This window comes from Paenibacillus sp. SRL342 (assembly GCF_984798905.1).
Genome location: NZ_OZ481790.1, coordinates 6630888 through 6652910 on the forward strand (window position 1 = coordinate 6630888; position 22023 = coordinate 6652910).

A 22023-nucleotide genomic window follows, 5' to 3' on the forward strand; every position below is an offset into this window, starting at 1 on the left:
GAACGTTGAATGACATGGAATTGAACCCTAACAAGTCTGATTGTTGAACATTCCTGAGTCATCTCATCTGAAAAATCATTCGCTGGCACGGCTATTGGAGTTAGTCTCTGTAAAGACAAAACAACCTTCACCCGGTACTGGGGATGAAGGTTAGCCTCGCTTCATTTTATAACATCATCAGGGTATGGGTACGGACGGAGTAATTCTGGTACATCACTACGTATCCATCCCATACTCCTTCACTTCACGATTACGGTTCAACACCGCGTGCAGTACAAAACCAAGTACCGCAATCGCTGCTGTGCCTGTTGCCAGCCACGCTACAGGAATAAGTCCCTGTTTGTCATACATAACCCCCATCGCATAGGGGCCGATAACCCGTCCAACTGCACCGATCCCACCCGATATCCCGATGTAAAAAGGTGCTGCCCTGCCTGCATGCTCCGATATAAAGGCAGGCGTCGCAGGGGAGATCAGCATCTCTCCAAACGTGGCAAGTACCATTGCAAGCACCATGCCCGGATAGCTGTACATGGTAATCATGACAATGTAGGCCATGCCATAGAATACCGCACTCGCCGTCATCTGGGCAGTTGAGGTACGGGCCATGGTCCGTTTCACCCAGCTGGTAAAAGGTTGTCCCACAAAGATCAGCACCCCGTTCAGGGTCCAGAGCAGACCGTACATTCTTTTTTCCATACCCTCAGAGATGATATAGGGTGACACACCTGTGTTCCAGATGGAGTTACCGAATAACAGGAAGAGCACGCCCAAGCTCATAAACAGATATAATCGGGTATTGCCCAGCAATGCCCAGACGCCCGGCCCATCGGGAACTGTTTTGCGTTTCGTCAGATGTACTTCCCCCTGATCCGGTTCGACTCGCGACAGATAATACCAGAAGAAAATCGCAAATCCGGCTGAGGTCACCCCGTTCAGTACAAAGCTGAGGTGATAGGAAAAGTCAGCCAGAAAACCACTCAGCGCTGTACCAATCGCCACCCCGATATTGTTCGCCACATAGATAATATTGAATAATTCACCGCGACGCTCCGCAAACCGGAAGCCAATAAAGGCCTGAATCGCTGGCAGCGACAATGAACTGAACAGGCCAATCCAGCCCATCGCACATATAAATACGACCCAATACGCGCTAATCCAGGGCAGTGCAAACAAACCTAACGCATTAAGCGCCAGTGAACCAATGATCAGCTTCTTCACGCCTACTCTGTGATACAAGGAACCACCAAGCAATTGTCCAAAGATGCCACCCAGGGACTGAATCAGGATCACAAAACCCGCGTTGGCCATCGTCCGTCCAAGCTCGTCAAATACATACATTGTGGTCAGCGGCCACATCAAAGCACTGCCTGTTGCGTTAACCAGACTTGCTAATAAAAATATTCTCACTTCTTTTGGATAGTTATCCAGCCATCTCATCATCGTTAATTCATTCTCCTTAGTACCTCTGCACATACAAATAGCCATAAAAAATAGACCTTTGCCCTGACGGCATAACCATAACCAGCCAGAGCGAAGGTTTTATGAAGTGTTACGTGGATTGCTTTTTAATCCTGCTCAAATTCTAGTCTTTGTTCATCTTACCTCAAAAATTTCACTCTGCAAGCACACTCATTGACGCTTCACTTCAACAGTGGCCGAAAAGAAGGTCGCCCCGTTCCCCATGTCCGACAACCGATTGGACGTCAGTGAATTCGCCCGCTGCTTCTTCCCGTCACCATCCCACCATAAGCCTTGGCTGATGACGGTTCCCGGCAACATGGCTTCACTCACCTTGGCGGTAAGTTCAATGCGCCCACGATCATTCCATACGACCACTGCATCTCCATCCTCCACGTTTCTGCGGGTAGCGTCCTCGGGGTGTATCTGCAATAGAGGCATCTTTTCCAAACGCTGATGTTTGGCTGAATTACCAAAGGTGGAGTTCAGGAAATTATGGTTTGGCGGCGACAGGAACATCAATGGATACGTATCGGCAGGTCCAGCCGGATGCTCCCCATCATATCCTTCAACCAGAGCGCTATAGGTAGGGAGCGGCGGAAGCCCTCTCTGTTCCATTGTCTCCGAATACAATTCGATTTTGCCTGAAGGTGTGGGCAGTTGATCCAGAAATGCAGCATGTGGCGTCATATCCAGCTTCACGAATCGATGTTCCTTCAATCCCTCCAACGTGACTCCATTCATATAGGGGTTGTCCGTCCCCTGAAGTGCGTCCTCAATCATCTGTTCCGGCGTTTCTCCGAAGATCACAGGGTCATACCCCATGGCCTGTCCAAGCAGGGAAAACAGTTCGACATTGCTCTTGCTCTCCCCGATCGGTGCAATCACCGGCTCTTGCAAATGAACGTACTGATGCCAATAAGAGGTGTACAGGTCTGTCGCTTCAAATGAAGACGTAGCTGGTAACAAGATATCTGCATATTTCGCCGTATCCGTCATGAACAGATCATGCACAACCGTGAATAAATCTTCCCGTGCAAAACCTCGCTCCACCCGCTCGGTATCCGGTGCCACCACCAATGGATTGCTGCAGTAGACCATCATGGCCCGAATCGGCTGCTCTGTTTCCAGCAACGCTTCACCAATTCGATTCATGTTCACCACTCGCGGCTCCGGGTTCTGCCGCAGCTCCGGACGTTCGAGCGCGTCGCTATTCGTGCTCGCATAACTGTTGGTGCGAACGGCACCGCCGCCTTGCTTCAGCCATTGCCCTGTAATGGCAGGCAGACATGCAACGCTGCGCACGTTCATCCCCCCATTATCATGGTGCTGGAGGCCATTGCCAATATGAATATGGGCTGCCTGTGCGTTGCCATATAGTTCGGCCAGCTCCACAATAGTTTCCTCCGGCACGCCCGTAATACGTGCAACGCGGTCAGGGGTGTAACTGCGGACATGGTCACGCAGTGCCTCATGACCCACCGTATATTTTTGCATAAACGCTTCATCCGTTAGTCCCCGTTCGAACAGCACATGCATTAATCCTAGCGCCAGTGCACTGTCCGTGCCCGGATACAGCGGAATAAACCAGTCGCCCCATTGGGCCGTGCGATTGCGATGAACGTCGATTACGACGATCTTGGCGCCTTTTTTGCGGGCTTTCTCCGCCAAAACGACCTGATGCATATTTGTACTCACGATATTGCCGCCCCATACCAGGATGAGATCCGCATGCTCCGTATCTTCCGGCACCGTTCCCCGGTTGGCGCCCATCGTATATTTCCAGCCGGTATTTCCAGCGGAGTTACAGATCGTCTGCTCCAGTACACTCGCACCAAGCGCATTGAAGAAACGTCTGTCCATACCGTCTACGCCGAGAATGCCCATGTTACCGTAAAAGCTGTAGGGCAGGATACTCTCCGGGCCGTAGGTTTCGGACAATGCAGTGAATTTGGTCGTAATCTCGTGAATCGCTTCATCCCAACTCATTCGTTCGAACTTGCCTTCGCCTTTGGCTCCTACACGTTTCATCGGATATTGTAGACGCTCGGGGTGATACACCCGCTCGGTCATATTTCTGACTTTATTACAGATGGCACCCTTCGTTATCGGATGGTCCGGATTGCCAGCTACCTTCACAATTTTACCGTTCTCTTTATGTAACAACAGACCACAAGTGTCCGGACAATCGAGCGGGCATACCGCTGCAAATACCCCATTCTCCTGATCGATCATCGTATGGCTCCCCCTCTTTAAAAGCTATCCCTATATCATATCTTCTTCGAGGTTATCACGTAAAGAGAACAGTATATTTTCGCCTAATATTCGCCGCTATAGCAGCTTCAAATTATTTTCAAAAAAATGTTTTGTCGTTTGATTCAACTTCAGAATTCAGGGGTAAATTAAAAATAAGGCATTAGGCTAGTGTTTCCCCACTTCCTCCTCATGCCATATCATGGACCACTCCCGAAATTCGCCATGAACAGGTTTCGTTCCCCCGAACCTTGTCATGGCGAATTTGCTTTGCGTTGAATTCCAACAAGGACCCCATACAAAAAACGATCCCGACCTTCTCCGTCACAGCATATTCGTTAGGCAGTGTGACGGTGTCTTGTTACCCTCCCTCATATGCATCCATCCCACGTCTCTAAATGAAAAAAGAAAAAAGACTTTATGCCCTCATGTTCGGTTTTGGCTCTAAATTTAAGTTGGCCATAGGCCTTCTGCTGCCCCGCGGCCTGTACGACAGACTTCTTTTCATCTTTAAGCTTACGTATCCAACTGCCCACATAAGCCGTGCTGTTCTCCATCAATACCAGCTACACCGAAAAGCATCGCCGCCCCGATTTCGGCAACTAATTCCTCTTTGCTGTAGTTTTCATCTCCAAAGGCAGCAAGTTCTTTAATCCTTGAAGGCTATCGTGGCCTGTGCTGTGTACATGCTCGTGGAATAATGTGCTGTAATATTCTTCTGTTTTACTGAAATTACAGATAGGTAGCACCCTCACAATATCGTCAACTGGACGATAGAACACACGACCAGACGGACGGTTTTTTGGAACGGTGAAGGAATGAAGCGAAGCGTAATGGAGTCATGGTTCTTTATTTGCTTCGTAGTACATGGTGGGTATTGTGAAGTGGAGTGAAACGGAGCGAAGCAATGCCCATGATGTATGAGCATTGCCCCAAGTTTTTAGCTTCCCTGCTGGTTCCGTTAAGAATCCCAAGCGCCCCCGGACGGCTTATCCGGGGGCGCTTGGGATTTAGGGACGGTGAACTGCGGGAATAAACACCTGTTTTCTACACTTCTTAGATTTTTGTGTAAATAAGTTTGTCCTGGTGTTTGCTGATTGAAATAAGATCTAATTTCAGACTCCCATCGAAACAATACCCGAAACTTTAAATCTATACTCAGTTCTCGATCTTCAACAAACCAGATAACATCTATTCCTTTTCCTCAAAATACTTCTTTCGCTTTCGAATCAATTTGCGAAACAAAATGGTCTCTCATAACAAAATTAGAAAATATTCACTTTTAAAGGAGTAATTTGGACATCGAGGTCGAATTATACATTTGTAGTACTACACATTATTTTTTTAAAAGGGAGACTTCGACAAAATGAAAAAATTATTAGCAGCAGTATCTGTACCAGCCCTAGCTCTTGCATTCACACTAGGAACCGTTCCGGTTTCAGCCGCTCCAGCTGTTCAAGCTGAATCTACTACAATCGGTGGTTCAATCATTACTCCAATGGATACTACAATTCGTACTACTGTGGGTAGCGACTTCTTCATGACAGGCTCTTCTTTTACTATCTTATATGGCTCCAATGTGGTAAGTCTTTCGGGTGGCAAAGCTACTATGATCGGCGAAGGTACCGCGCAGGTAGCAGCATACAAATCTAATGGTGCACTCAACGGAGTGTACACATTTGTAGTAACTAAATAAGGCATAGTTTTTTAATCAAGGTCAGTAATTGGGGTAACCCAATTACTGACCTTTTTATAATTACTTTTTAATTTGAACTTCTACCTCAAGATTAGTTAGGTACTGTTTTAAAACCTCACCGTTTGGATCCTGTTTAAATGTTCCATTCTCATTAATTTCAATAATGTAAGGTTTGATTGTTATTTTGTCTGGTATTGTATTAAAAGGCTGGAATCGAATATCTGAGGTCAACTCGTTCCCATTCGTTTCATGCCATTCATTAGAACTAAGTAACTTTAGACTGTTTCCATCTGAATCGACAACATCATAGGCTAAGCTAAGTGTAAGTGGATCATACGCCTCTCCTTCTGGTAAACTCAAAACAGTTGATAGATTCGTTGTTACTGGTGTAATTTCAACTTTCTGAAATTTTATTGTGAAATCTTCAAACTTCTTTGTCGCATTAATATTAGTCACAAAAGCGTCTGTGGCATTTTTCTCAACAGGGACTTCAATAGATAAAGGCTTGCTTTCTCCTTTAAGATCAACATTCAAAGTCAGATCAAAGGAATTAGGCAGTATTTTCCCTTCTTGGTTACGTAAATCTGAGAATTCAAGGATAACTGAATTGTTATCAACACCGGCATATTGAAATACTCCAATGTCGTTTGAATTATCAGGACCAAAAGATTGAATATCTTCACCATTAATCAATAGACTTATATTTTTAATATCTTTTTTTAATGGATTATTTGAGATTGATAATTCACTTGTTGGATTTCGCTCTAAGCTCAAGGAAACTCTCGTCCCATCATAAATAATTTCCGGTACTACCAAAGATATGTTTTCATTTGATGCACTTACGTTAGGGAAGTTAACTAAATTCTCTTTAACTGCTACCTTTAACCCTAAGTCTCCTGCTAGCTTAAAGATACTCTTTACCCCAGGAACTTGTTGCAAAGATTCAGCCATTGTAGGTGACACAAATCCACTTGCAATCACCAGCGTTAAACTAGCAGCAACCGTTGTAGCAATAACCCTTTTCTTCACTTTTATTCTCCTTTCAATAGTGGTGATAGGTTTTATATTTTGTTCTTTAATTTTTGTCATAATGATATCTGAGAAATCCTTGTTTGGATCCATTTCACGAATTTTATTTATTACTTCATCCTCTTGTGGTTCCAAGTGTTTTTTCATGTTCTTCATAACCTCCATTTCTGTGTCTATTTAATTTTTTTCGAATACGTTCATATTTTTTTCTAGCATTTGCTGCAGTTATGTTAAGTACATGGCCCACCTCATCAAAAGAATACTCCTCTACAGCCCGTAATAGTAAAATGTATTTTTCATTGAAATTAAGCTGTTGTAATAACACATCAATGTAATTTTTCTGGTTTTCATTAGTGGATGAAACTTTGTTTAAATATTGAAAATCAAGAAGCAGTTGATAATCTCTGAATTTCTTCTTATTTAAATTTATAGAGTGGTTATAAACGATCTTGTGAATCCAAGCAGAAAAAGAAACTGTTTTAGTATAGTCACCAATATGTTGATACACTTTAATGAAAATATCTTGAACTGCGTCATCTACTTGTTCTTTATCATTCAGTAAGTAATAACTATAGAGGTAAACTCTCCTCTGGTACTTCTCAATGATGACTCTGAACTTATCAGTATCGCCTTTCTTTATTTGCTGAATTACTTGATCAATTTCCTCACTGTCAATATTGTCTGGATGTTCAGAAGTCAATTGATATCGCCTCCTTCCGTGTACTTATATAACAATTGGAAACTTCAATTTGTGACACTTAGCTATTCTTTATTTTATAAATACTTTCGACTGCCATCTCCCTCCTCTTTGCTTGCAGCGATTCGTGTGATTAGTAGGGGGAGTAGATTTGTTTGCCTTCAGACACAGGGAAATAGAGCTTGTCTTACACCAAGTCCTTGCTCGATTATGTATTACTTATTATTTAGCTTGACGAGGTCATATAAAGCCTGCGGTTGACCATCGTTTGTGCCGGAGCATCCGGTCCTGCAGCAAAGTTTGCCCAGTGGCTCGAAGCAAATTATACGCAACCAAACCCGCACAGAGGAGCCTAAAGAAGGCCTGCAATGCGCAGAAACCAGGAAAAGGGCTCATTCACGATTCGGACCGAGGCATTCATTTCACCATTTATGGTAAAGGAAATATGCAAATCCATCGTGATTGGATGTACGAACATGAAGAAAAGAAAGATTTAATTAAAATCATTTGATGGAAATTATTCTAGGGGTAGATATTCCGGGGTTGCAAAGTGCTTATCTTATCGCAGTGTTGAACATAACAGAGGTGCACAAGAAATTTGCTCGGTGGGTGAAGTTGAACATACAAATTCATTAATATGCCTTGGCCTATCCCGGATGTTCACGAAAAGTATCGCAATGATATTTCAAAATCTTTCGATACTTTCTAATTGTTCTGCATGGATCTCGTCTTCAGCTCATGTCCTGATGTCCTGGGTGGGAGCTGCGCGAATCTCGTCCGGATCGGAGAGAGCAGCAGCATGCCGGTCGCTTGGGGGCTGTCGTTTTTTTTCAATGGAAGGAACCACTTCTTTTTTAGAAGCTTTTCGTTCCTCTCCCTACGTAGCAGCAAGCAGACCCTAAAGCTTCTTTTATACATGAACTGCAAATGAAATAATCTTTAAAGTAGGTAAGTTGTTCCGTTGCGGAACAAAATGTACATTCACATGTTCTATACTTCCGCAAAATTATGCGTGGATCATCAAAAAAATATTCAATTGGATCTCCATGCTCGATCCCCAGGTTATGCTTCAGTTCAATAGGCAATACAATACGTCCAAGTGCGTCTATGTGGTATACCATTCCCGTATCTTTATCTTTTTTCATCACCGTTTCCTCTCCTATTTTTTTCCTTATTGTACCATATTATTTATAGTTCTATCGGATATTAAGATAATGTTATCTATGGAATGTTCGGGTTTTGAACAAAAATAGGCAAGCTGCAGGAGCTGGCCAAGCATCCAAATTGCCTTAAAAGACGAACGTTGGTGGTCTTTAATATCTGTTAAGGCTCAGTGCGGGGTGTGAAGCGCGGCACAGGAACCTAAAGCGCCTTGGCCGGGACGGCTTAGGCGCTCTAGGTATCGGGCCAAGTAACCCCCCAGCAGTGCGTAGCGGCTCTTAGGTGGCCGCTCTTGCCCTAGTCTTCTTGATTGGTATAAACACTCCTTCGATCCTCCTGCAGAAGCTGAAGCCCTTCCTGATCCGAAATCCTTCCCTTAGTCTAGGCTTGTTTAAACCAAGCCTAGGTTGCAACAGGACACACAAAAGGCGTTCCCAATAATCCAGGAATGCCCTTTTCTTAGAACTTATTTGTAATTGTAATTTCTGGATTCATGTACGCGCCGATATAATTTTATCGAACGCAATCCCATCCTAATCATCGTCATAGTGAAACTTTATTTCCTTCCGTAACGTACACAAATGAGTCCAGTTAACTCTCTAAATTGGTGATAAAAACAATAATATTATGCACTAACTTCATCATGTATAATTGATGTATAGATACTTTTTGATGGTTTAGTTAACTAGCAATAAATTCTATATTCGAATGGAGGTAAGTGCTATGGAGTACCGATTTGAACAAGGTTACTTTTTGATTTATTTTCCTGCTAGAACCACCAGTACTGGAGACATTATGGTGGTTAAATTATTAGACAGACCATTTAAAGATAGAATTGAATTCCTTATAAATAGCAAAAACTATGAGTGCAAATCACGTAATAAATATTTAACGTTTGAGCCAAATTCAAACAATAAATCTGAAAAGCCCGGTGCATTCTCAGCGGTACGAAGCGAGTACAATCGAATGTGGGCAACAATGAATTCATATTTTGAATAATAAAAATTTAATTGGCAGTTGGGGACGACCTACGTCCACACATGCTACGCAATGCCCTCTATGCTTGTTTGCTCCACATCGCTCTAGCCTCCGTCTCCACAGGTTCGATCGACGTTGCTATCTCTGGCTTCACTTTCGGCTCAACTTGGCGCAGGTACACCACCCAATAGGCTGCAGCTACAAACAAAGCTCCTCCAGTCAGATTCCCGAGCCATACCGGAATGAAATTCATCACATATTGACCCCACGAATAATGTCCTTCGAAGATTGCTGCCGGGATGAGGAACATATTGGCCACAACGTGCTGGAATCCAATCGCCACAAATGCCATCGTTGGAAACCAAATGCCTAGTACTTTGCCACTCATCGTATCGGATGCATAGGATAACCACACGGCCAGCGCAACCAGCCAGTTACAGCCGATGCCGGAGATAAAAGCCTGCAGGAATCCATCATGCAGCTTATGTCCAGCCATATCCACCACTTTCGCCAGATATACACCCTCTCCAGTCAGACCAAGCACATGTCCAAACGCATACGCGACAAACAAAGCTCCAACAAAGTTACCAATCGTCACTAACGTCAGATTTTTCAACATGCTGCCCGCGGATAATTTTCGTGCAATTGTCGCGAGTGGAACAGCCATCATATTTCCCGTCAGCAACTCGCCACCACCAATGAGCACCATAATCAATCCAACTGGGAATACCGCCGCACCGATCAAATTAACCAAACTTCCCCACTCTGCTGGCGCAGAAGCAATTACCCGAATATCCAGTAGAAAACCCAGCGCGATAAAAGCCCCTGCCAGAAAACTGAGCACCAGTACAGAAGAGTCCCGATATTGTGCCTTCTTCATTCCTGTTTGCGCCGTATATTGTGCAACCTCAAGAGGTGTTTTTGCTGCCATATCATTCATCCTCTCCTTCATTGTTCATCATTGGATAAGACCATCTAAAATTCATTAGTTATGCGTTGAATACCATATCCTAATTGTATCTTGGTCTTATACAAAACTTTGTGCAAATTATCACAATGTTATGTATAAAAGTCGTTATTCATGCTTGTCATTGAATGACTCTGACAGCAAGGGATATCGTGCATGTTACTTACACCTCCATTACAGATATACAAAAAAGGACTGACGATATGCTCGCCAGCCTTTGTGCATTTTATGGTTCAGTATTTTATATCAACATCTATTCTGCTTCCTTACACCATTGCTGGTGCTTTTACTTCTATTGGAGGCAGTGCTTGCAGACCCGCCGTGTTCAGGAAGTTCCACGGTTTGTTGTAATGTGGCTGGAAGAAGAAGTCGATGAAGGCCAGCTCATCTACGGTCATGTTGTTTTGGATGCAGACCGAGATCGTATTAATCGATTGAGTCAGATCAACCTGTGACATTACTTGCGCTCCGACAATTCGACGAGTAGCCTGCTCATATACCACTTTGAGTAACAGTTTCTCAGCCGTAGGCATGAACTCCGGACGGTAGCTGTCTTCCAGTACCACGGATTCCACGATCAGACCTTCGTCAGCAGCAGATGTTTCCGTCATCCCGGTACCCGCGATATTTTGCTCGTAAATTTTGATACCCGATGTTCCTTGTGTACCCATATACGGTGTCGTAGGGCGAACCAGGTTGCGGGCTACCAGTGTACCCATCCGCACAGCGTTAGTCGCCAGTGGAATGTAAGATGCTTTGCCTGTAGGGTTATAATGGATAGCACAGCTGTCACCCGCAGCGAAGACGTCTTTTTGACTGGTTTGCATATATTTATCCACGATGATCGCACCGTTTGGCAGCATATCCACTTGGCCTTTGAGCAGCTCTGTATTTGGACGGAAGCCGATGCACAGAATAACCAGATCGGTTTCAAACTCACCTTTGGACGTGATCACCTTGGTCACTTTGCCATTTTCTCCAGTAAACTTCTGTACCGTCTGACCAAGAGCCAGCTTGATACCGCGTCCAGTCAACGTATCTTCGATCGCATCTGTGAATTCAGGGTCCAGGTATTTGTTCAAAATCCGGTCCACACTGTCGATCAGGGTAACTTCCTTGCCGTTCATCTGGAAAGCTTCCACCAGCTCTACGCCGATATATCCTGCACCTACAACGGTAACACGTTTGGCATCTTTGGCTTTTTCAATAATCGTATTGGAGTGATTGTAATTTTTGCAAAGTAAAATGTTATCCTTGTCGATGCCTTCAAGCTTCGGAACGACAGGCCAAGAACCCGTTGTCACGATCAGTTTGTCAAACGTATCTTCAAATTCTTCCCCAGTTTTCAGGTTTTTAGCCTGAAGGGTATGACCCTTGGCATCAACTGCTGTAACTTCATGAAGCATCTTGGTTACAACGCCGAGATCTGCCAATTGATTAGGCGAAGAATAGAACAAACCGTCAGGGTCTTTCACAACCCCACCTACGTAGAGCGCAATGCCACAAGATAGGAAGGAGATATTGTCATTGCGCTCATACACGGTGATGGTAGCATCCGGGTACAATTTGGCGGTATTTACGATGGCTGCGGTCCCTGCGTGTGTACATCCGATAACTGCGATTTTCATTAAAAGTTCCTCCTCGAAATATATAAATGAGTTTGAATATAAGGTTGTTATGGTTGTGAAATATTTCACTTCTTAATCGATACTGTGTATGTGATTAATTTCACTTTATACACTCATTATAATGTGATCTTTTTCACATTGCAATAGGTTGAGCAAAAAAAGTTTGTCGAAAGAAGTCATTTCCCTGTATTCAAGCTTTTCTTCAGCTTTTCTTCCCTTCATTTTATTGATTTCATTTTCCCCGGATTCGGGTCGATTTATGCTATGCAAAGGCTTCCGCGATCCCTGTATGGACGCATAAAGTTAGAAGCGTGCCTTTCATTCATGTTTTAGTTGTACAAAAAATAAATGTCTTCAATTTTCATTACAGAGAGTTGATTTCATGGAGCCAACTCCTACCTGTGAAGAGAATAAATCTGCGTATATAAAATAATCAAAAAAGCCTATCCTCGTTTATACGAGGATAGGCTTCTCAACGTTCATGTATTAACCGAGCAATTTCTCGATATCTGCAATCATGGTCTCCGGGGATTCTTTCGGTTCAACACGACCTACCACTTCACCTTCACGGTTAACAAGGAACTTGGTAAAGTTCCATTGGATGTCGCTTGTTTCGCCTACGCCGGGTTGTTGCTCCTTCAGGTATTGGAATAGAGGATGTGTTTCCTCACCATTCACATCTACCTTGGCAAACACCGGGAAATTCACACCATAGTTAATCTGGCAAAATGATTCGGCTTCCTCACTTGTACCTGGCTCCTGCCCTCCAAACTGGTTACAAGGGAAACCCAGTACAACCAAGCCTTGATCGCGATAACGATCATAGAGCTTTTGCAATTCACCGTATTGCGGGGTCAGTCCACACTTGCTGGCTGTATTGGCAATGACCAATACCTTACCTTGATACAGATCCAGTGAGACTTCTTGGTTCGCGGTAGTTACCGCCTGATATGAATATACGGACATGACTGATTCCTCCCATGACATATGTTGGTTTGGACTGTTGCGAGCACGTTGGCATAACCAATGAACCTACAGCCTGTCTTATTATTATAAACCTGATCGGATGCGATTACCAAATCTCGGATCTACCCATATCCCTTTGCTCCCGACTCACTTCAACCTGACTTGGCAGCCACAATTGCATCATACCGCTCTTGCCGCTCGGCCTTGGTCAGTTTGGGACAGCTGTAACAGTAATTCTGACCACCGTACACCTGATAGTGCAGGCAACATGTCGGCTTCATCAGCATGGTCTCTCCAGGTTGATGGGGATTAGCAATCTCGACCGGTTTGAATGACAGCAAGTTCTTGCGTAACCCCAGAATCTCCGGTGGCATGGCAATGACATGCTCATATCCCTGAATTACAGCTTCTCGTTCCGATTCTGTAATGTCCATCTTTACCACCATCGTCTTGAACCATCTCAGGATGGATGCGAACTGTGCCCACATCTGACCCGTGTTTGCTTCTCCCGCAAGGGCCACCCCCTCAATCAGTGGGCGTAGTTGTTCACCGTAATATGCTGTAAGTAGCTCATTCCGCCAAGGAGATACAGCTCCAACACTGCTGTCGACTGAACCAGGATGGGCATACTCGGTTGCATCCACAATCTGAAAATGGATTACAGGACGCCCTTCCTGAACCTCCAACTGCAAATGGATATTCTCCAACGAAATATTCAGCGATGCATCACACATAGATGTCAAGTAATGAATACCGAGCACTAAACCGCGAACAGAGTGCATGAAATATACAGCAGCAGAGCGAAGAGAATCTGTACGCAGGTGCTTATTATAGACTTCGAGCATAAGCTTTGCGTTCTCCGGATGTCTTAACAATGTCAAAGGCATGCCAAAAACCGGTTCGTTAACCGGACCGGTCGTTATACGTCCATATTGCTCTAACCACGTGTAGTTGATTGCTCCCATTGGTTGCAAACCTCCCATGAATGCGAATGAGCCGCGTGCATTATGCACAGCGGCTTCATTCTATAATGTAAGGACCACATATGGCCCATTTCGTTAACTTCCTGTCGCTTGAACACGTGGTTCTGTCCGTCCTCCAGCATGAACCATCGCACTGTTCATGACCATCTGGTCTGGTGTTTTCGATTGCTGACGTTCGCCTGCAAGAGCGTAAGGCAAGCAGAGTGGTACACCGGAGCGTGGATCAATCACGATATCTGCTTCAATGTTAAATACTTCACGAAGTACATCCGAATTCATAACTTCCACAGGTGAACCATGAGCGATGGCTTTACCTTTTTTGATACCAATCATGTGATGTGCGTAGCGGGAAGCATGATTCAAGTCATGCACAACCATAACAATGGTACGGTTGGCTGTGGCATTCAGTTGCTCCAGTAATTGCAATACTTCGAGCTGGTGAGCCATATCCAGGAACGTAGTCGGCTCGTCCAGGAAAAGGATATCTGTTTCTTGTGCAAGTGCCATAGCAATCCAGGCACGTTGACGCTGTCCACCGGACAGTTGATCAATCGGACGATCATGGAATTCAGTCATGGCTGTCACTTCGATAGCCCATTCTATCATGCGTTTGTCTTCCGCACGCATGGAGCCAAATCCCTTTTGATAAGGAAAGCGACCATACGATACCAGTTCAGTAACAGTAAGACCTTCAGGGGCTGTTGGATTCTGTGGCAAAATCGCAAGCTGCTTGGCAACTTCACGCGTGGATTGTTTATGAATGGACTTCCCGTCGAGCAATACGTTACCTGCTTTTGGAGCCATAATACGTGCCATCGTTTTCAGGATGGTTGACTTCCCTGAACCATTGGCTCCAACAAGTGCTGTAATTTTTCCTTGGGGAATCTGAATGTTCAGATCCTCTACAATTAGTCTTTCCTCATAAGCGATATCCAGCTTGGTCGTCTCCAGACGAAACATGCGATCATCCCTCTCTCATTTATCCCGGTTATGTAATCCGGCTATGGCAACAAAAACGAAATTGTAATTCTGTGTATTTCCGACGCAAATATCTTCTACACTAAAGATACTGATAATCATTATCATTTGTCAACATAAAAAACCAAATTTCCTTCTCTTTTTGTGCTTTATTTGGTTTTTCTATAGCAGAAATCGCCCTCTTTTCTCAAGTACACATGAGATCTTTTCTCATTCATTCCGCGCACTTTATCACTTCTCACTGTCTTTCAAACTCTTGAATTGCAAATTTTGTGTCCGAATTGTGAATGTGGCCACTCCGATGACAGAACAACCTTCTGATCGCTGTTATCCCCAGATTTTTTGATCCTTTTGTAAAGGGTAAATCCGGGGATAGTATATGCTTCCGATGTAGCTTTCCTTTAGAAAGCTTTTAGGCGAACGCTTCACTTCTTCAGGTTATTTCTGTCCTCTGCGTTTTTGTGTAAATGTTAGTTCAATCTATTCAGCCGCCATATCAAATAAAAAAAATGACCTTGAAATTCAAGTTCAAGGTCATCTCACATACGCTCGTTTAATAAGGTATGAAGTCAGCATTTTTCATTATTGGATCAAAAGACACTTAATGAATCTATGCAACATGTTCATATAAAATAACTTAGAGCTTCGGCTGCGGCATCAATTGGATCACCGTCATATTGCCCTGCGTACTCTTCACACTGACAATGCTCTCGGCATCCATATTCGCTGGAAGATCAATCTGCAATCCATACGGATAGAGACGATCTACCTCTCCAATAGACATCTGTGCAGGAGTGTTCGCATCCGCACCCTGTTCATTGGATACAGATGTGTCAGGCGATGTGGAACCAGTAAATTGATCTGCATCCGTACCTTGATCCGCGTCTCCACTCGCAGCATTAGACGATGCATTCGTCCCTGTATCCGTTGTTGTATCGGTAGCAGGATCTGAAGTGGAATCACCCGATGTTGAAGGATCGGCCTGTTGATCGCCTTCCTCCGTCTGCTCTGAGTTCCCCGCGTTTCCCGCTGACGACCCATCCGTACTCCCTTCGGAAGTACTTCCTGAACTACTATCGGAAGGAACTTGCTTATCTGGCTCCTCATTCCGATTAAAACTCTCCCACTTGCCTGTAGTATCCAACTCCTGAGTGCTATCATCCTTCATCGTCAATTGAAGTTTGCCTTGCTCAAACTCAGTGCTTCCCGTATCATTCCTGAAACGGATCACCAGTTGAGCAGGTAATTCCGTACCCTCCTGGTCACTCGTAGGAATCATATAAGCAATCTGCTCCGCGAGCTGCACCTCAGGTTCAGCCGGTATGACAGGCTCCTGGGTAGATGGAGGGGATGCCGCTGGCGGCTCTACAGAATCTTTCATCCATGCATATGTACCGCCAGCAATACCAAGAACCAGGATCAAGAGGATTAATCCGAACAGATTTTTCCTTTTACCCGTTAGCATCCGCACCAGTGGAGAGGACAATTCCGTCTTCGCACGGTCATAGACCGGCTTCATTGTCTTGCTGGCTCTCACGTAATACGGTTTGAAAGCTGACTTCGACTTGAAAGCTTCCCGGTCATGGGCTTTGAAATACGCCACGATCGCATCCGCATATCCTTTATGCGCACTGGAACCCCGGACAAACATTCGATGATCTCCTGACCATTCGAAGAATGGATACAGCCCTTCAGCACGACTTGCATTCGTGCGGATGAATTCAATCAGGCCAGGATAATCCAACCGATTGCTGCCGCTTCCTCCCCTATAAAAAGCCATCGGCAAAGCTTCATATGCCGCAATCCCCGGATGAGCCTGCAGCTCTCCGGCAAGCCAGCGACGCGTCCAGCGTTGAAGTTCATTGCGTTCTGCCAGGGAAAGTGCCTCCAAGGCCTCTTCTTCATTCCCCTCGCCACTAAGCCACACTCTCGCAGCCAGCATCATGTTCGTTCGAGCGGATACATCAGAGCCCTGACGTGCCGCCCAATCCCGCACCTCATTGCCATGCTGCAAAATATCGATGCTTAACAACTGTTCACGGTTAACCCGATCCAGATCGAGATCCTGAATCATAAACAGGTTAATGACATAAGCGAGCTTGTCTGCAAGGCGGGTTAACTCCTCCTGATACGCCGGATCTTGACTGGCAGCCGGAGATCCCCCTTTTCGATTAGGGCGGGCTGTAGCTTCAGTTTGACCAATTCGTGCCGTAATGCCTGTATCATAAGTACCTTCCACAGATACCCTATCGAGTATGCTAACCCGTTGGAGTGCTTCATTCGCAGATTGTACCGGATTAGGCGCAGAACATAACCGTTCACGCAGCTCATTGGCTGTCCGCTCCTGCAAGAAGCTGTAGTGGATCGCAGATGGATGGGACGTAACCCATCTTCGGATCACTTCCACAACGTTCGCTGCCGATTCCGTGCGTTTCAGCTGATTGTCGAGATAAGGCTCGAACAACAGCTTGGTAAGCGATTCATTGGCCAGCACTTTATCAAAGAAAGCTCGATTCAGCTGCGGATCCCGATCCAGCACAGCATACAATTCCTGCACAGCACGCATACGCTTCTGGGCGCGGGCATTATTCACACCGTAGATGAAATAGTCCACAATCCGTGATTGTACCACGGGCGCGGCAACACTGAAATATTCTCCAATGCGAGCTGCGACGTCTTCTTCGGGTACGTTCTCACGCTTCACACTGTCCAGTTCCCTACTGAGCAAGGTCAGGAACAGCTCGTTCAGACGGGATCGTTGCTGCGATCCACCATCCGGCTTCAAATAGGTCAGCAAACCACTCAGGACATGACTTTTGTTATCCAGATACAGGTCTTCCATGCCTTGTTCAAGACCATAGAACACCGCAAGTTCACCATATGCTTCAATGGAAAGTTCCCGTCCAGGCTCCATTCCTGACAGCATCTCATCCGCAAACGTATAGAACGCATCCGCCGCCGCAGGTTCCTGCAATAAGGCCCAAGCGAATTCGGCGTAAGGTAACTTCGCCACAGATGCATCCGCATGTGTCACTCTGCCGGATACCAGATCAAAGGTGAAATCCTTCTCCGTATTCCGATCTTTCGGACGTAACGTTCCTCGCTCTACAAACTGGACGTGAATGCCCTTCTTGGCCTGTGGCTCCTTGGCAAACGTCATGAATCCCAGCTGCCGCCGGAATGCGTAGGGTAAAGCCGTGTACAGTAAACGTAACAATCCTTTGGCCCCTGCGGTCACTTCCTCTGCGGGAAGGTCCAGCGCAATGTATACTTTTCTGCGTGTCGCTACAGACTGCATTACCGCATAGAGCAGGCGCTTGAACAGCACTTCGTTCATTTTCAAAGCGCTCAGCACTTGGGTTGGTGATCCTACGCCAGCATCGGTCGCCCCACCCTGTCCGCTCCGAGGTGATATAGGCAATTCAGCAAGCGCCGGCAGAACTGTACCTTGTTCGATGTCATAGGACGTGGCGAACACGGCATCCAGCCAGCCGCCTTGTTTCATCTGCTCTTCCGAGCGTTCGGGAGACAAGACGTAATTATGTGCAAAAAAGGCACTGCGCAGCCCGGTGAAATCTGCAGACTGGTACACATTTTGCCCAAGAATCGTCTCTCCACTCTCCAGATGAAGCAGGTGAATGGAAGCCGGAAACTTCGTCTCGTCCTTCTCGCTACGGCCTGTTAGCTCCGCTGGAGCGTCATAGACACAGTAGGGGTGAAGCACTTTTTTGATAAAAGAAGGGTCCAGTCCCGGCGATGCCGCAATCGTATCAAACCCCTCTGTTGTGCGAAACACCCCGCGCCGCTCTCGGGTATACAGCTGTTGTTCAATGGGCGGGGTTACGGAAGAACGCATCATCCCACTCTCCCCTCAATGTACTTCAGCTTGTACAATAGCCATAAGAAGGGTTCATCCACGCGAATCGGACTAACCACACCCTGCAATTTCATATCCACCGGATTGCTGCCCAACGCAGATACTGCGAAATAGGCTGTATCCTTGAAGTACACATCCATCGTGCCCTTGAACGGACGATCCACTTTCTCGATAAAACGCCGGATCTCCCCATCGATATTCTCGAACTCGGTTAAGTCGAACCAATCGCGGTGCACCATGTTGCGGAAGACATTACTGTTGGATTTGATATAATCGCCCTCTTCATCCTTGAGGGAATGCAACATGTCGCTTTTCGTGAGCACAACGGCTGTTGGAATATTGGTCTTGGCTTTATCCTGATACGCGATAAAATCTCCAAACATCGTCAGTACCACGTCACGTGGCTCATCGTATCGTGGTGTCCACTCTCCCGGCTCATTGCCGAGGTTAATGCGGATTTTGTCCCGAATCGAACGAATCTGAAGCGGGTCCACCATGAACAGGATACCTGCCGAGTTCTTGATATGCTGCCCGTGAAGTCCGAGATAATCCTGCTCCACCATACCTTCACCCGCAACGTCAAAGAAAACCAGTGTCAGCGGTGCTTTATCTTCATCCTTGAACACAAACTGGAAGATAAACGGCTCCTGCAATTTCTCCTTCTGTGTGGAATCCAGCAGATCCCCCCGTTCGAACAACGGTTCTTCATAATCTGCACGGAACCGGCGGCTGATCTCCGCATTCAATGGCATGCAAGCCGCATCAAAATGATCGGCCGTATAATGCTGCAATGTATGAATTAGTGAAGTCATATAGACGGATTTCCCCACCTGGGATGCACCAATGATAGAAATGATATTGCTTGGTGCTTTACCTGCCGTAACAGGTAGCTCGTTATGACATTGCGGACACAACCGGCGGCGTGTAACGACACCGTACCGATCGTTCAGACCCATCACGATGTTATCGGAATAAATTCGATGTTCCTCCGGTACATCATGCGGAGCCAATACAGCCTCCATATCAAATACCGTGTCGAGTCCGAATCTTTCACGATACCGATTCAACTTTGCATCTTCCCCGAGTGCGTAGTCCTCATCATCATCGCGGTGATGGGCGGCGCGGAACACCACCTCTTCCGGTGAAAACTTGCTGAAACAATAAGGGCATACAATATCGTAAAACAGCGGACGTTCCTCCGGCTGTTGTCTCTTCAAAAACCGACTAAAAAAGCTCATAGCCACTCCCCTCCCCTGATCAGTCAGACTAAGGTGATTTACACTTGCACTACGATGACAGAGTAACCTTCCAATCGCTAGTCCAACTATCTAGTCTGATATAAGCCGATAGGCGGCTCCATATTTCGGTCCGTCCGTGAAGAATAATCGCACATAATCATCCTTGGCAACTTCAACGGGCGGCATCTCATTTCTTCCGGGAGCAAAATCACTCACAAAAGGATACACCGTACCATCTTCCTTATTCAGCGGAACCCCGCCCTGTTTGCGAACATAACAGAGGGCTTCCTTTGGAACAGGTACTTCCGCTGTGACGGTGATCAATACACTTTTTCGTTTCTGAAAAAAACCGCTCTTGTAACGAATGGAAAAGCGGATATCCGCCTTCCCTGCGCTTGCAATCACCATGTTGTCCTCATCTCGTTGACGGATCAGCACAGGCCCATCTTCCTGCATCTGACACACATAAACCGTGTACTTGATGGCACCAAAACCTGTAATCCGATCCGTGTAACCATTGCTCGCCTTATATTCCTCTCTTGTGTACAGCTTCAGCTTGCCCTGTGCAGGCTCTTCCCCGGTACGATCATCGCTCATCATATCCAGCTCCAGCCGTTCCACATAGACAGCTTCTACCCGTTCCGGCCAGAGCCAGCGAAGTGTACAACGCCCTTCGTCCACCGCAAGTGTCAGTTTTCGAATCAAGGGTGTCGAAGGGTCTGCATCCGTAAACCGCATTTCCATTGACCTCCCGACGTTAGAATCCTTTGCTGCGTGTATCTCTTGGTCTCTGACCAAACCCTTCGGCAGAAGAAGTTCCGCCGCCAGCTTCACGACGCCCCCTGCTCTTCCGCGGCGTGTTCTCCTTGATCGGAACAATCCAGGAGAAGAGGGTCAATACGCCAGACAAAATGAGCATCGCACCGAGTCGTACAAATGTATCACCCACGTTCGAACCGTCGAGTCCCCACTCCAGCAGAAGCCCTGCCAGTAGACCCGACACCGCACCGCCTATACCAAAGCTGAGCGCGAGATGACGGTTATCAAACACGAGTCCGAGTGACACACCCAATGCTACTCCAATCAGTAACACTGCTGCTACACGGAAAATCACCAGATAAACGCTATGTTCCATCATGCCTGTACGCTCCGTTACCAGCGTCCGTTCATCAATCGTATCGTAGATCTGCTGGAATGCCAGATTCAGACCACCGGAATCCGGTACATCATAGTACATGCCACCCGTTTGCTGGGCAATGTTACGCAGCAAATCCGTACCCGAAGGGTCTACCAGACTAAGGCCGACTGTATTAATGGCAATCTGTTCGTTGTTATATTGGGACAAAATATCGGTCGTGTCCGCTTCACTGAAGCCATCGGATAACAAGATGACGACGGTACCGCGTTTTGGGTCCTGTTTGCCCTGAATCTGTTCCATGCCTTCCCGCAGCACGGCATCAAAATTGGTGCCGCCCGAAGTTGTGACAATGCCATCGATTTTGCTATAAACCTCATTCTTGGCCCCTTCACTATCCAGCGCAATAAACGGCTGTAACAACTGCGGTTGATCATCAAACGTAATGACAGCTATCTGTTTGTCACTCTCCATTTGGCTGATTAGTGTCTTGGCGGCTTCAAAGCGTCCGTTATCCGGATCTGTATCATTCATGCTGCCCGAGTTGTCGATCATTAGTACGATGTCTTTCACTTGCTTCGCACCGCCCGGATTGATCTGATACAACAATTGCAGGGCGAGTCCAGCAACAAACAACAGAGCGAGTGTTGCCGGAACAAGCAATTTCCACGACAGTCCCAGATACCGGAGCTTCCATGAAGCGCCATTCAGCTTGGGTGAGATCATCTCTGCGATCAAACAGAACAATCCAACGCTCAGCGCCAGTACGCCAAAGTATAATCCCATCAGCAACAGACGTGGCATCTCCCCAAGCCATTGACGCAGCATGATTTCTCCTGCCGCAAAGCCCACTGCCCCGCCAATCAGGCTGAACAGGACCAGGAGAAGATTGATTTTTCGCTGCATGTCTACATGCATCCTTTCCATACCAGCCCTAAACAGGCTGAGTTAATACAAGATTGGTGCTGGGTGTAGG

The 22023-nt window shown here is 46.2% G+C and carries 17 protein-coding genes; 2 read left to right on the forward strand and 15 right to left on the reverse strand.

Going from position 1 to position 22023, the window contains the following annotated elements; translation table 11 throughout:
• Positions 1 to 216 precede the first annotated feature (216 nt).
• The 3 genes from AC4E8D_RS29430 to AC4E8D_RS29440 all read right to left on the reverse strand — a co-directional run bounded on the left by AC4E8D_RS29430 (position 217) and on the right by AC4E8D_RS29440 (position 4496).
• A complete protein-coding gene (locus tag AC4E8D_RS29430) occupies positions 217 to 1440 on the reverse strand; it encodes an MFS transporter (protein ID WP_036667966.1) in 1224 nt (407 codons plus the stop codon).
• A 192-nt stretch (positions 1441 to 1632) separates the two neighbouring features.
• On the reverse strand, positions 1633 to 3696 hold the full coding sequence (locus AC4E8D_RS29435) for a molybdopterin-containing oxidoreductase family protein (RefSeq protein WP_490205594.1): 2064 nt from the start codon (positions 3694 to 3696) through the stop codon (positions 1633 to 1635).
• Positions 3697 to 4316: 620 nt separating this feature from the next.
• Positions 4317 to 4496: a zincin-like metallopeptidase domain-containing protein gene (locus AC4E8D_RS29440; RefSeq protein WP_397376305.1), complete on the reverse strand. Its 180-nt coding sequence runs from the start codon at positions 4494 to 4496 to the stop codon at positions 4317 to 4319.
• 584 nt (positions 4497 to 5080) lie between these two features.
• Between AC4E8D_RS29440 and AC4E8D_RS29445 the strand changes: the two genes are divergently transcribed.
• The gene (locus tag AC4E8D_RS29445) at positions 5081 to 5410 is read left to right on the forward strand and encodes a BLB8/JUQZ-1 family protein (RefSeq protein ID WP_221825514.1); all 330 of its coding nucleotides are present in this window, start codon (positions 5081 to 5083) and stop codon (positions 5408 to 5410) included.
• Between the two features lie 60 nt (positions 5411 to 5470).
• On the opposite strand, the gene AC4E8D_RS29450 is transcribed toward AC4E8D_RS29445, so the two are convergent.
• The 3 genes from AC4E8D_RS29450 to AC4E8D_RS29460 form a co-directional block, all read right to left on the reverse strand.
• Positions 5471 to 6586, reverse strand: a complete 1116-nt coding sequence (locus AC4E8D_RS29450) for a DUF4179 domain-containing protein (RefSeq protein WP_339305987.1) — start codon at positions 6584 to 6586, stop codon at positions 5471 to 5473.
• The gene (locus AC4E8D_RS29455; protein WP_221825519.1) at positions 6555 to 7139 is read right to left on the reverse strand and encodes an RNA polymerase sigma factor; all 585 of its coding nucleotides are present in this window, start codon (positions 7137 to 7139) and stop codon (positions 6555 to 6557) included. The genes AC4E8D_RS29450 and AC4E8D_RS29455 overlap by 32 nt, the downstream gene beginning before the upstream one ends.
• Before the next feature lie 851 nt (positions 7140 to 7990).
• On the reverse strand, positions 7991 to 8284 hold the full coding sequence (locus AC4E8D_RS29460; protein WP_221825521.1) for an AbrB/MazE/SpoVT family DNA-binding domain-containing protein: 294 nt from the start codon (positions 8282 to 8284) through the stop codon (positions 7991 to 7993).
• 736 nt (positions 8285 to 9020) lie between these two features.
• Between AC4E8D_RS29460 and AC4E8D_RS29465 the strand changes: the two genes are divergently transcribed.
• Positions 9021 to 9296: a hypothetical protein gene (locus tag AC4E8D_RS29465; RefSeq protein ID WP_221825523.1), complete on the forward strand. Its 276-nt coding sequence runs from the start codon at positions 9021 to 9023 to the stop codon at positions 9294 to 9296.
• A 58-nt stretch (positions 9297 to 9354) separates the two neighbouring features.
• Here AC4E8D_RS29465 and AC4E8D_RS29470 read toward each other — a convergent pair whose 3' ends face one another.
• The 9 genes from AC4E8D_RS29470 to AC4E8D_RS29510 all read right to left on the reverse strand — a co-directional run bounded on the left by AC4E8D_RS29470 (position 9355) and on the right by AC4E8D_RS29510 (position 21953).
• Positions 9355 to 10206 carry a formate/nitrite transporter family protein gene (locus tag AC4E8D_RS29470; protein ID WP_339180085.1) on the reverse strand — a complete coding sequence of 284 codons (852 nt, stop codon included), beginning with the start codon at positions 10204 to 10206 and terminating at the stop codon, positions 9355 to 9357.
• A 302-nt stretch (positions 10207 to 10508) separates the two neighbouring features.
• Positions 10509 to 11870, reverse strand: a complete 1362-nt coding sequence (locus AC4E8D_RS29475) for an FAD-dependent oxidoreductase (RefSeq protein ID WP_221825527.1) — start codon at positions 11868 to 11870, stop codon at positions 10509 to 10511.
• Between the two features lie 486 nt (positions 11871 to 12356).
• Positions 12357 to 12836: a glutathione peroxidase gene (locus AC4E8D_RS29480; protein ID WP_062836886.1), complete on the reverse strand. Its 480-nt coding sequence runs from the start codon at positions 12834 to 12836 to the stop codon at positions 12357 to 12359.
• 152 nt (positions 12837 to 12988) lie between these two features.
• Positions 12989 to 13801 carry a (2Fe-2S)-binding protein gene (locus tag AC4E8D_RS29485; protein WP_221825528.1) on the reverse strand — a complete coding sequence of 271 codons (813 nt, stop codon included), beginning with the start codon at positions 13799 to 13801 and terminating at the stop codon, positions 12989 to 12991.
• Positions 13802 to 13894: 93 nt separating this feature from the next.
• On the reverse strand, positions 13895 to 14779 hold the full coding sequence (locus tag AC4E8D_RS29490) for an ABC transporter ATP-binding protein (protein ID WP_221825532.1): 885 nt from the start codon (positions 14777 to 14779) through the stop codon (positions 13895 to 13897).
• A gap of 655 nt (positions 14780 to 15434) precedes the next feature.
• Positions 15435 to 18656 carry a GAP1-N2 domain-containing protein gene (locus AC4E8D_RS29495; protein WP_221825533.1) on the reverse strand — a complete coding sequence of 1074 codons (3222 nt, stop codon included), beginning with the start codon at positions 18654 to 18656 and terminating at the stop codon, positions 15435 to 15437.
• Entirely contained in the window at positions 18653 to 19912 is a 1260-nt protein-coding gene (locus AC4E8D_RS29500) for a TRAFAC clade GTPase domain-containing protein (protein ID WP_024632789.1), read from the reverse strand. The genes AC4E8D_RS29495 and AC4E8D_RS29500 overlap by 4 nt, the downstream gene beginning before the upstream one ends.
• Positions 19913 to 20002: 90 nt before the next feature.
• The gene (locus AC4E8D_RS29505; RefSeq protein WP_062836882.1) at positions 20003 to 20650 is read right to left on the reverse strand and encodes a hypothetical protein; all 648 of its coding nucleotides are present in this window, start codon (positions 20648 to 20650) and stop codon (positions 20003 to 20005) included.
• A 19-nt stretch (positions 20651 to 20669) separates the two neighbouring features.
• A complete protein-coding gene (locus AC4E8D_RS29510; RefSeq protein ID WP_221825534.1) occupies positions 20670 to 21953 on the reverse strand; it encodes a vWA domain-containing protein in 1284 nt (427 codons plus the stop codon).
• Positions 21954 to 22023 lie beyond the last annotated feature (70 nt).

Excerpts from the sequence above, each read along its gene's own strand:
- AC4E8D_RS29465 (WP_221825523.1), top strand. The coding sequence starts at position 9,021 with ATGGAGTACCGATTTGAACAAGGTTACTTTTTGATTTATTTTCCTGCT.
- AC4E8D_RS29505 (WP_062836882.1), bottom strand. The coding sequence starts at position 20,650 with ATGCGGTTTACGGATGCAGACCCTTCGACACCCTTGATTCGAAAACTG.
- AC4E8D_RS29495 (WP_221825533.1), bottom strand. The coding sequence starts at position 18,656 with ATGATGCGTTCTTCCGTAACCCCGCCCATTGAACAACAGCTGTATACC.
- AC4E8D_RS29480 (WP_062836886.1), bottom strand. The coding sequence starts at position 12,836 with ATGTCCGTATATTCATATCAGGCGGTAACTACCGCGAACCAAGAAGTC.
- AC4E8D_RS29435 (WP_490205594.1), bottom strand. The coding sequence starts at position 3,696 with ATGATCGATCAGGAGAATGGGGTATTTGCAGCGGTATGCCCGCTCGAT.
- AC4E8D_RS29485 (WP_221825528.1), bottom strand. The coding sequence starts at position 13,801 with ATGGGAGCAATCAACTACACGTGGTTAGAGCAATATGGACGTATAACG.
- AC4E8D_RS29445 (WP_221825514.1), top strand. The coding sequence starts at position 5,081 with ATGAAAAAATTATTAGCAGCAGTATCTGTACCAGCCCTAGCTCTTGCA.
- AC4E8D_RS29510 (WP_221825534.1), bottom strand. The coding sequence starts at position 21,953 with ATGCAGCGAAAAATCAATCTTCTCCTGGTCCTGTTCAGCCTGATTGGC.
- AC4E8D_RS29450 (WP_339305987.1), bottom strand. The coding sequence starts at position 6,586 with ATGAAAAAACACTTGGAACCACAAGAGGATGAAGTAATAAATAAAATT.
- AC4E8D_RS29475 (WP_221825527.1), bottom strand. The coding sequence starts at position 11,870 with ATGAAAATCGCAGTTATCGGATGTACACACGCAGGGACCGCAGCCATC.
- AC4E8D_RS29430 (WP_036667966.1), bottom strand. The coding sequence starts at position 1,440 with ATGAGATGGCTGGATAACTATCCAAAAGAAGTGAGAATATTTTTATTA.
- AC4E8D_RS29470 (WP_339180085.1), bottom strand. The coding sequence starts at position 10,206 with ATGGCAGCAAAAACACCTCTTGAGGTTGCACAATATACGGCGCAAACA.
- AC4E8D_RS29490 (WP_221825532.1), bottom strand. The coding sequence starts at position 14,779 with ATGTTTCGTCTGGAGACGACCAAGCTGGATATCGCTTATGAGGAAAGA.
- AC4E8D_RS29500 (WP_024632789.1), bottom strand. The coding sequence starts at position 19,912 with ATGAGCTTTTTTAGTCGGTTTTTGAAGAGACAACAGCCGGAGGAACGT.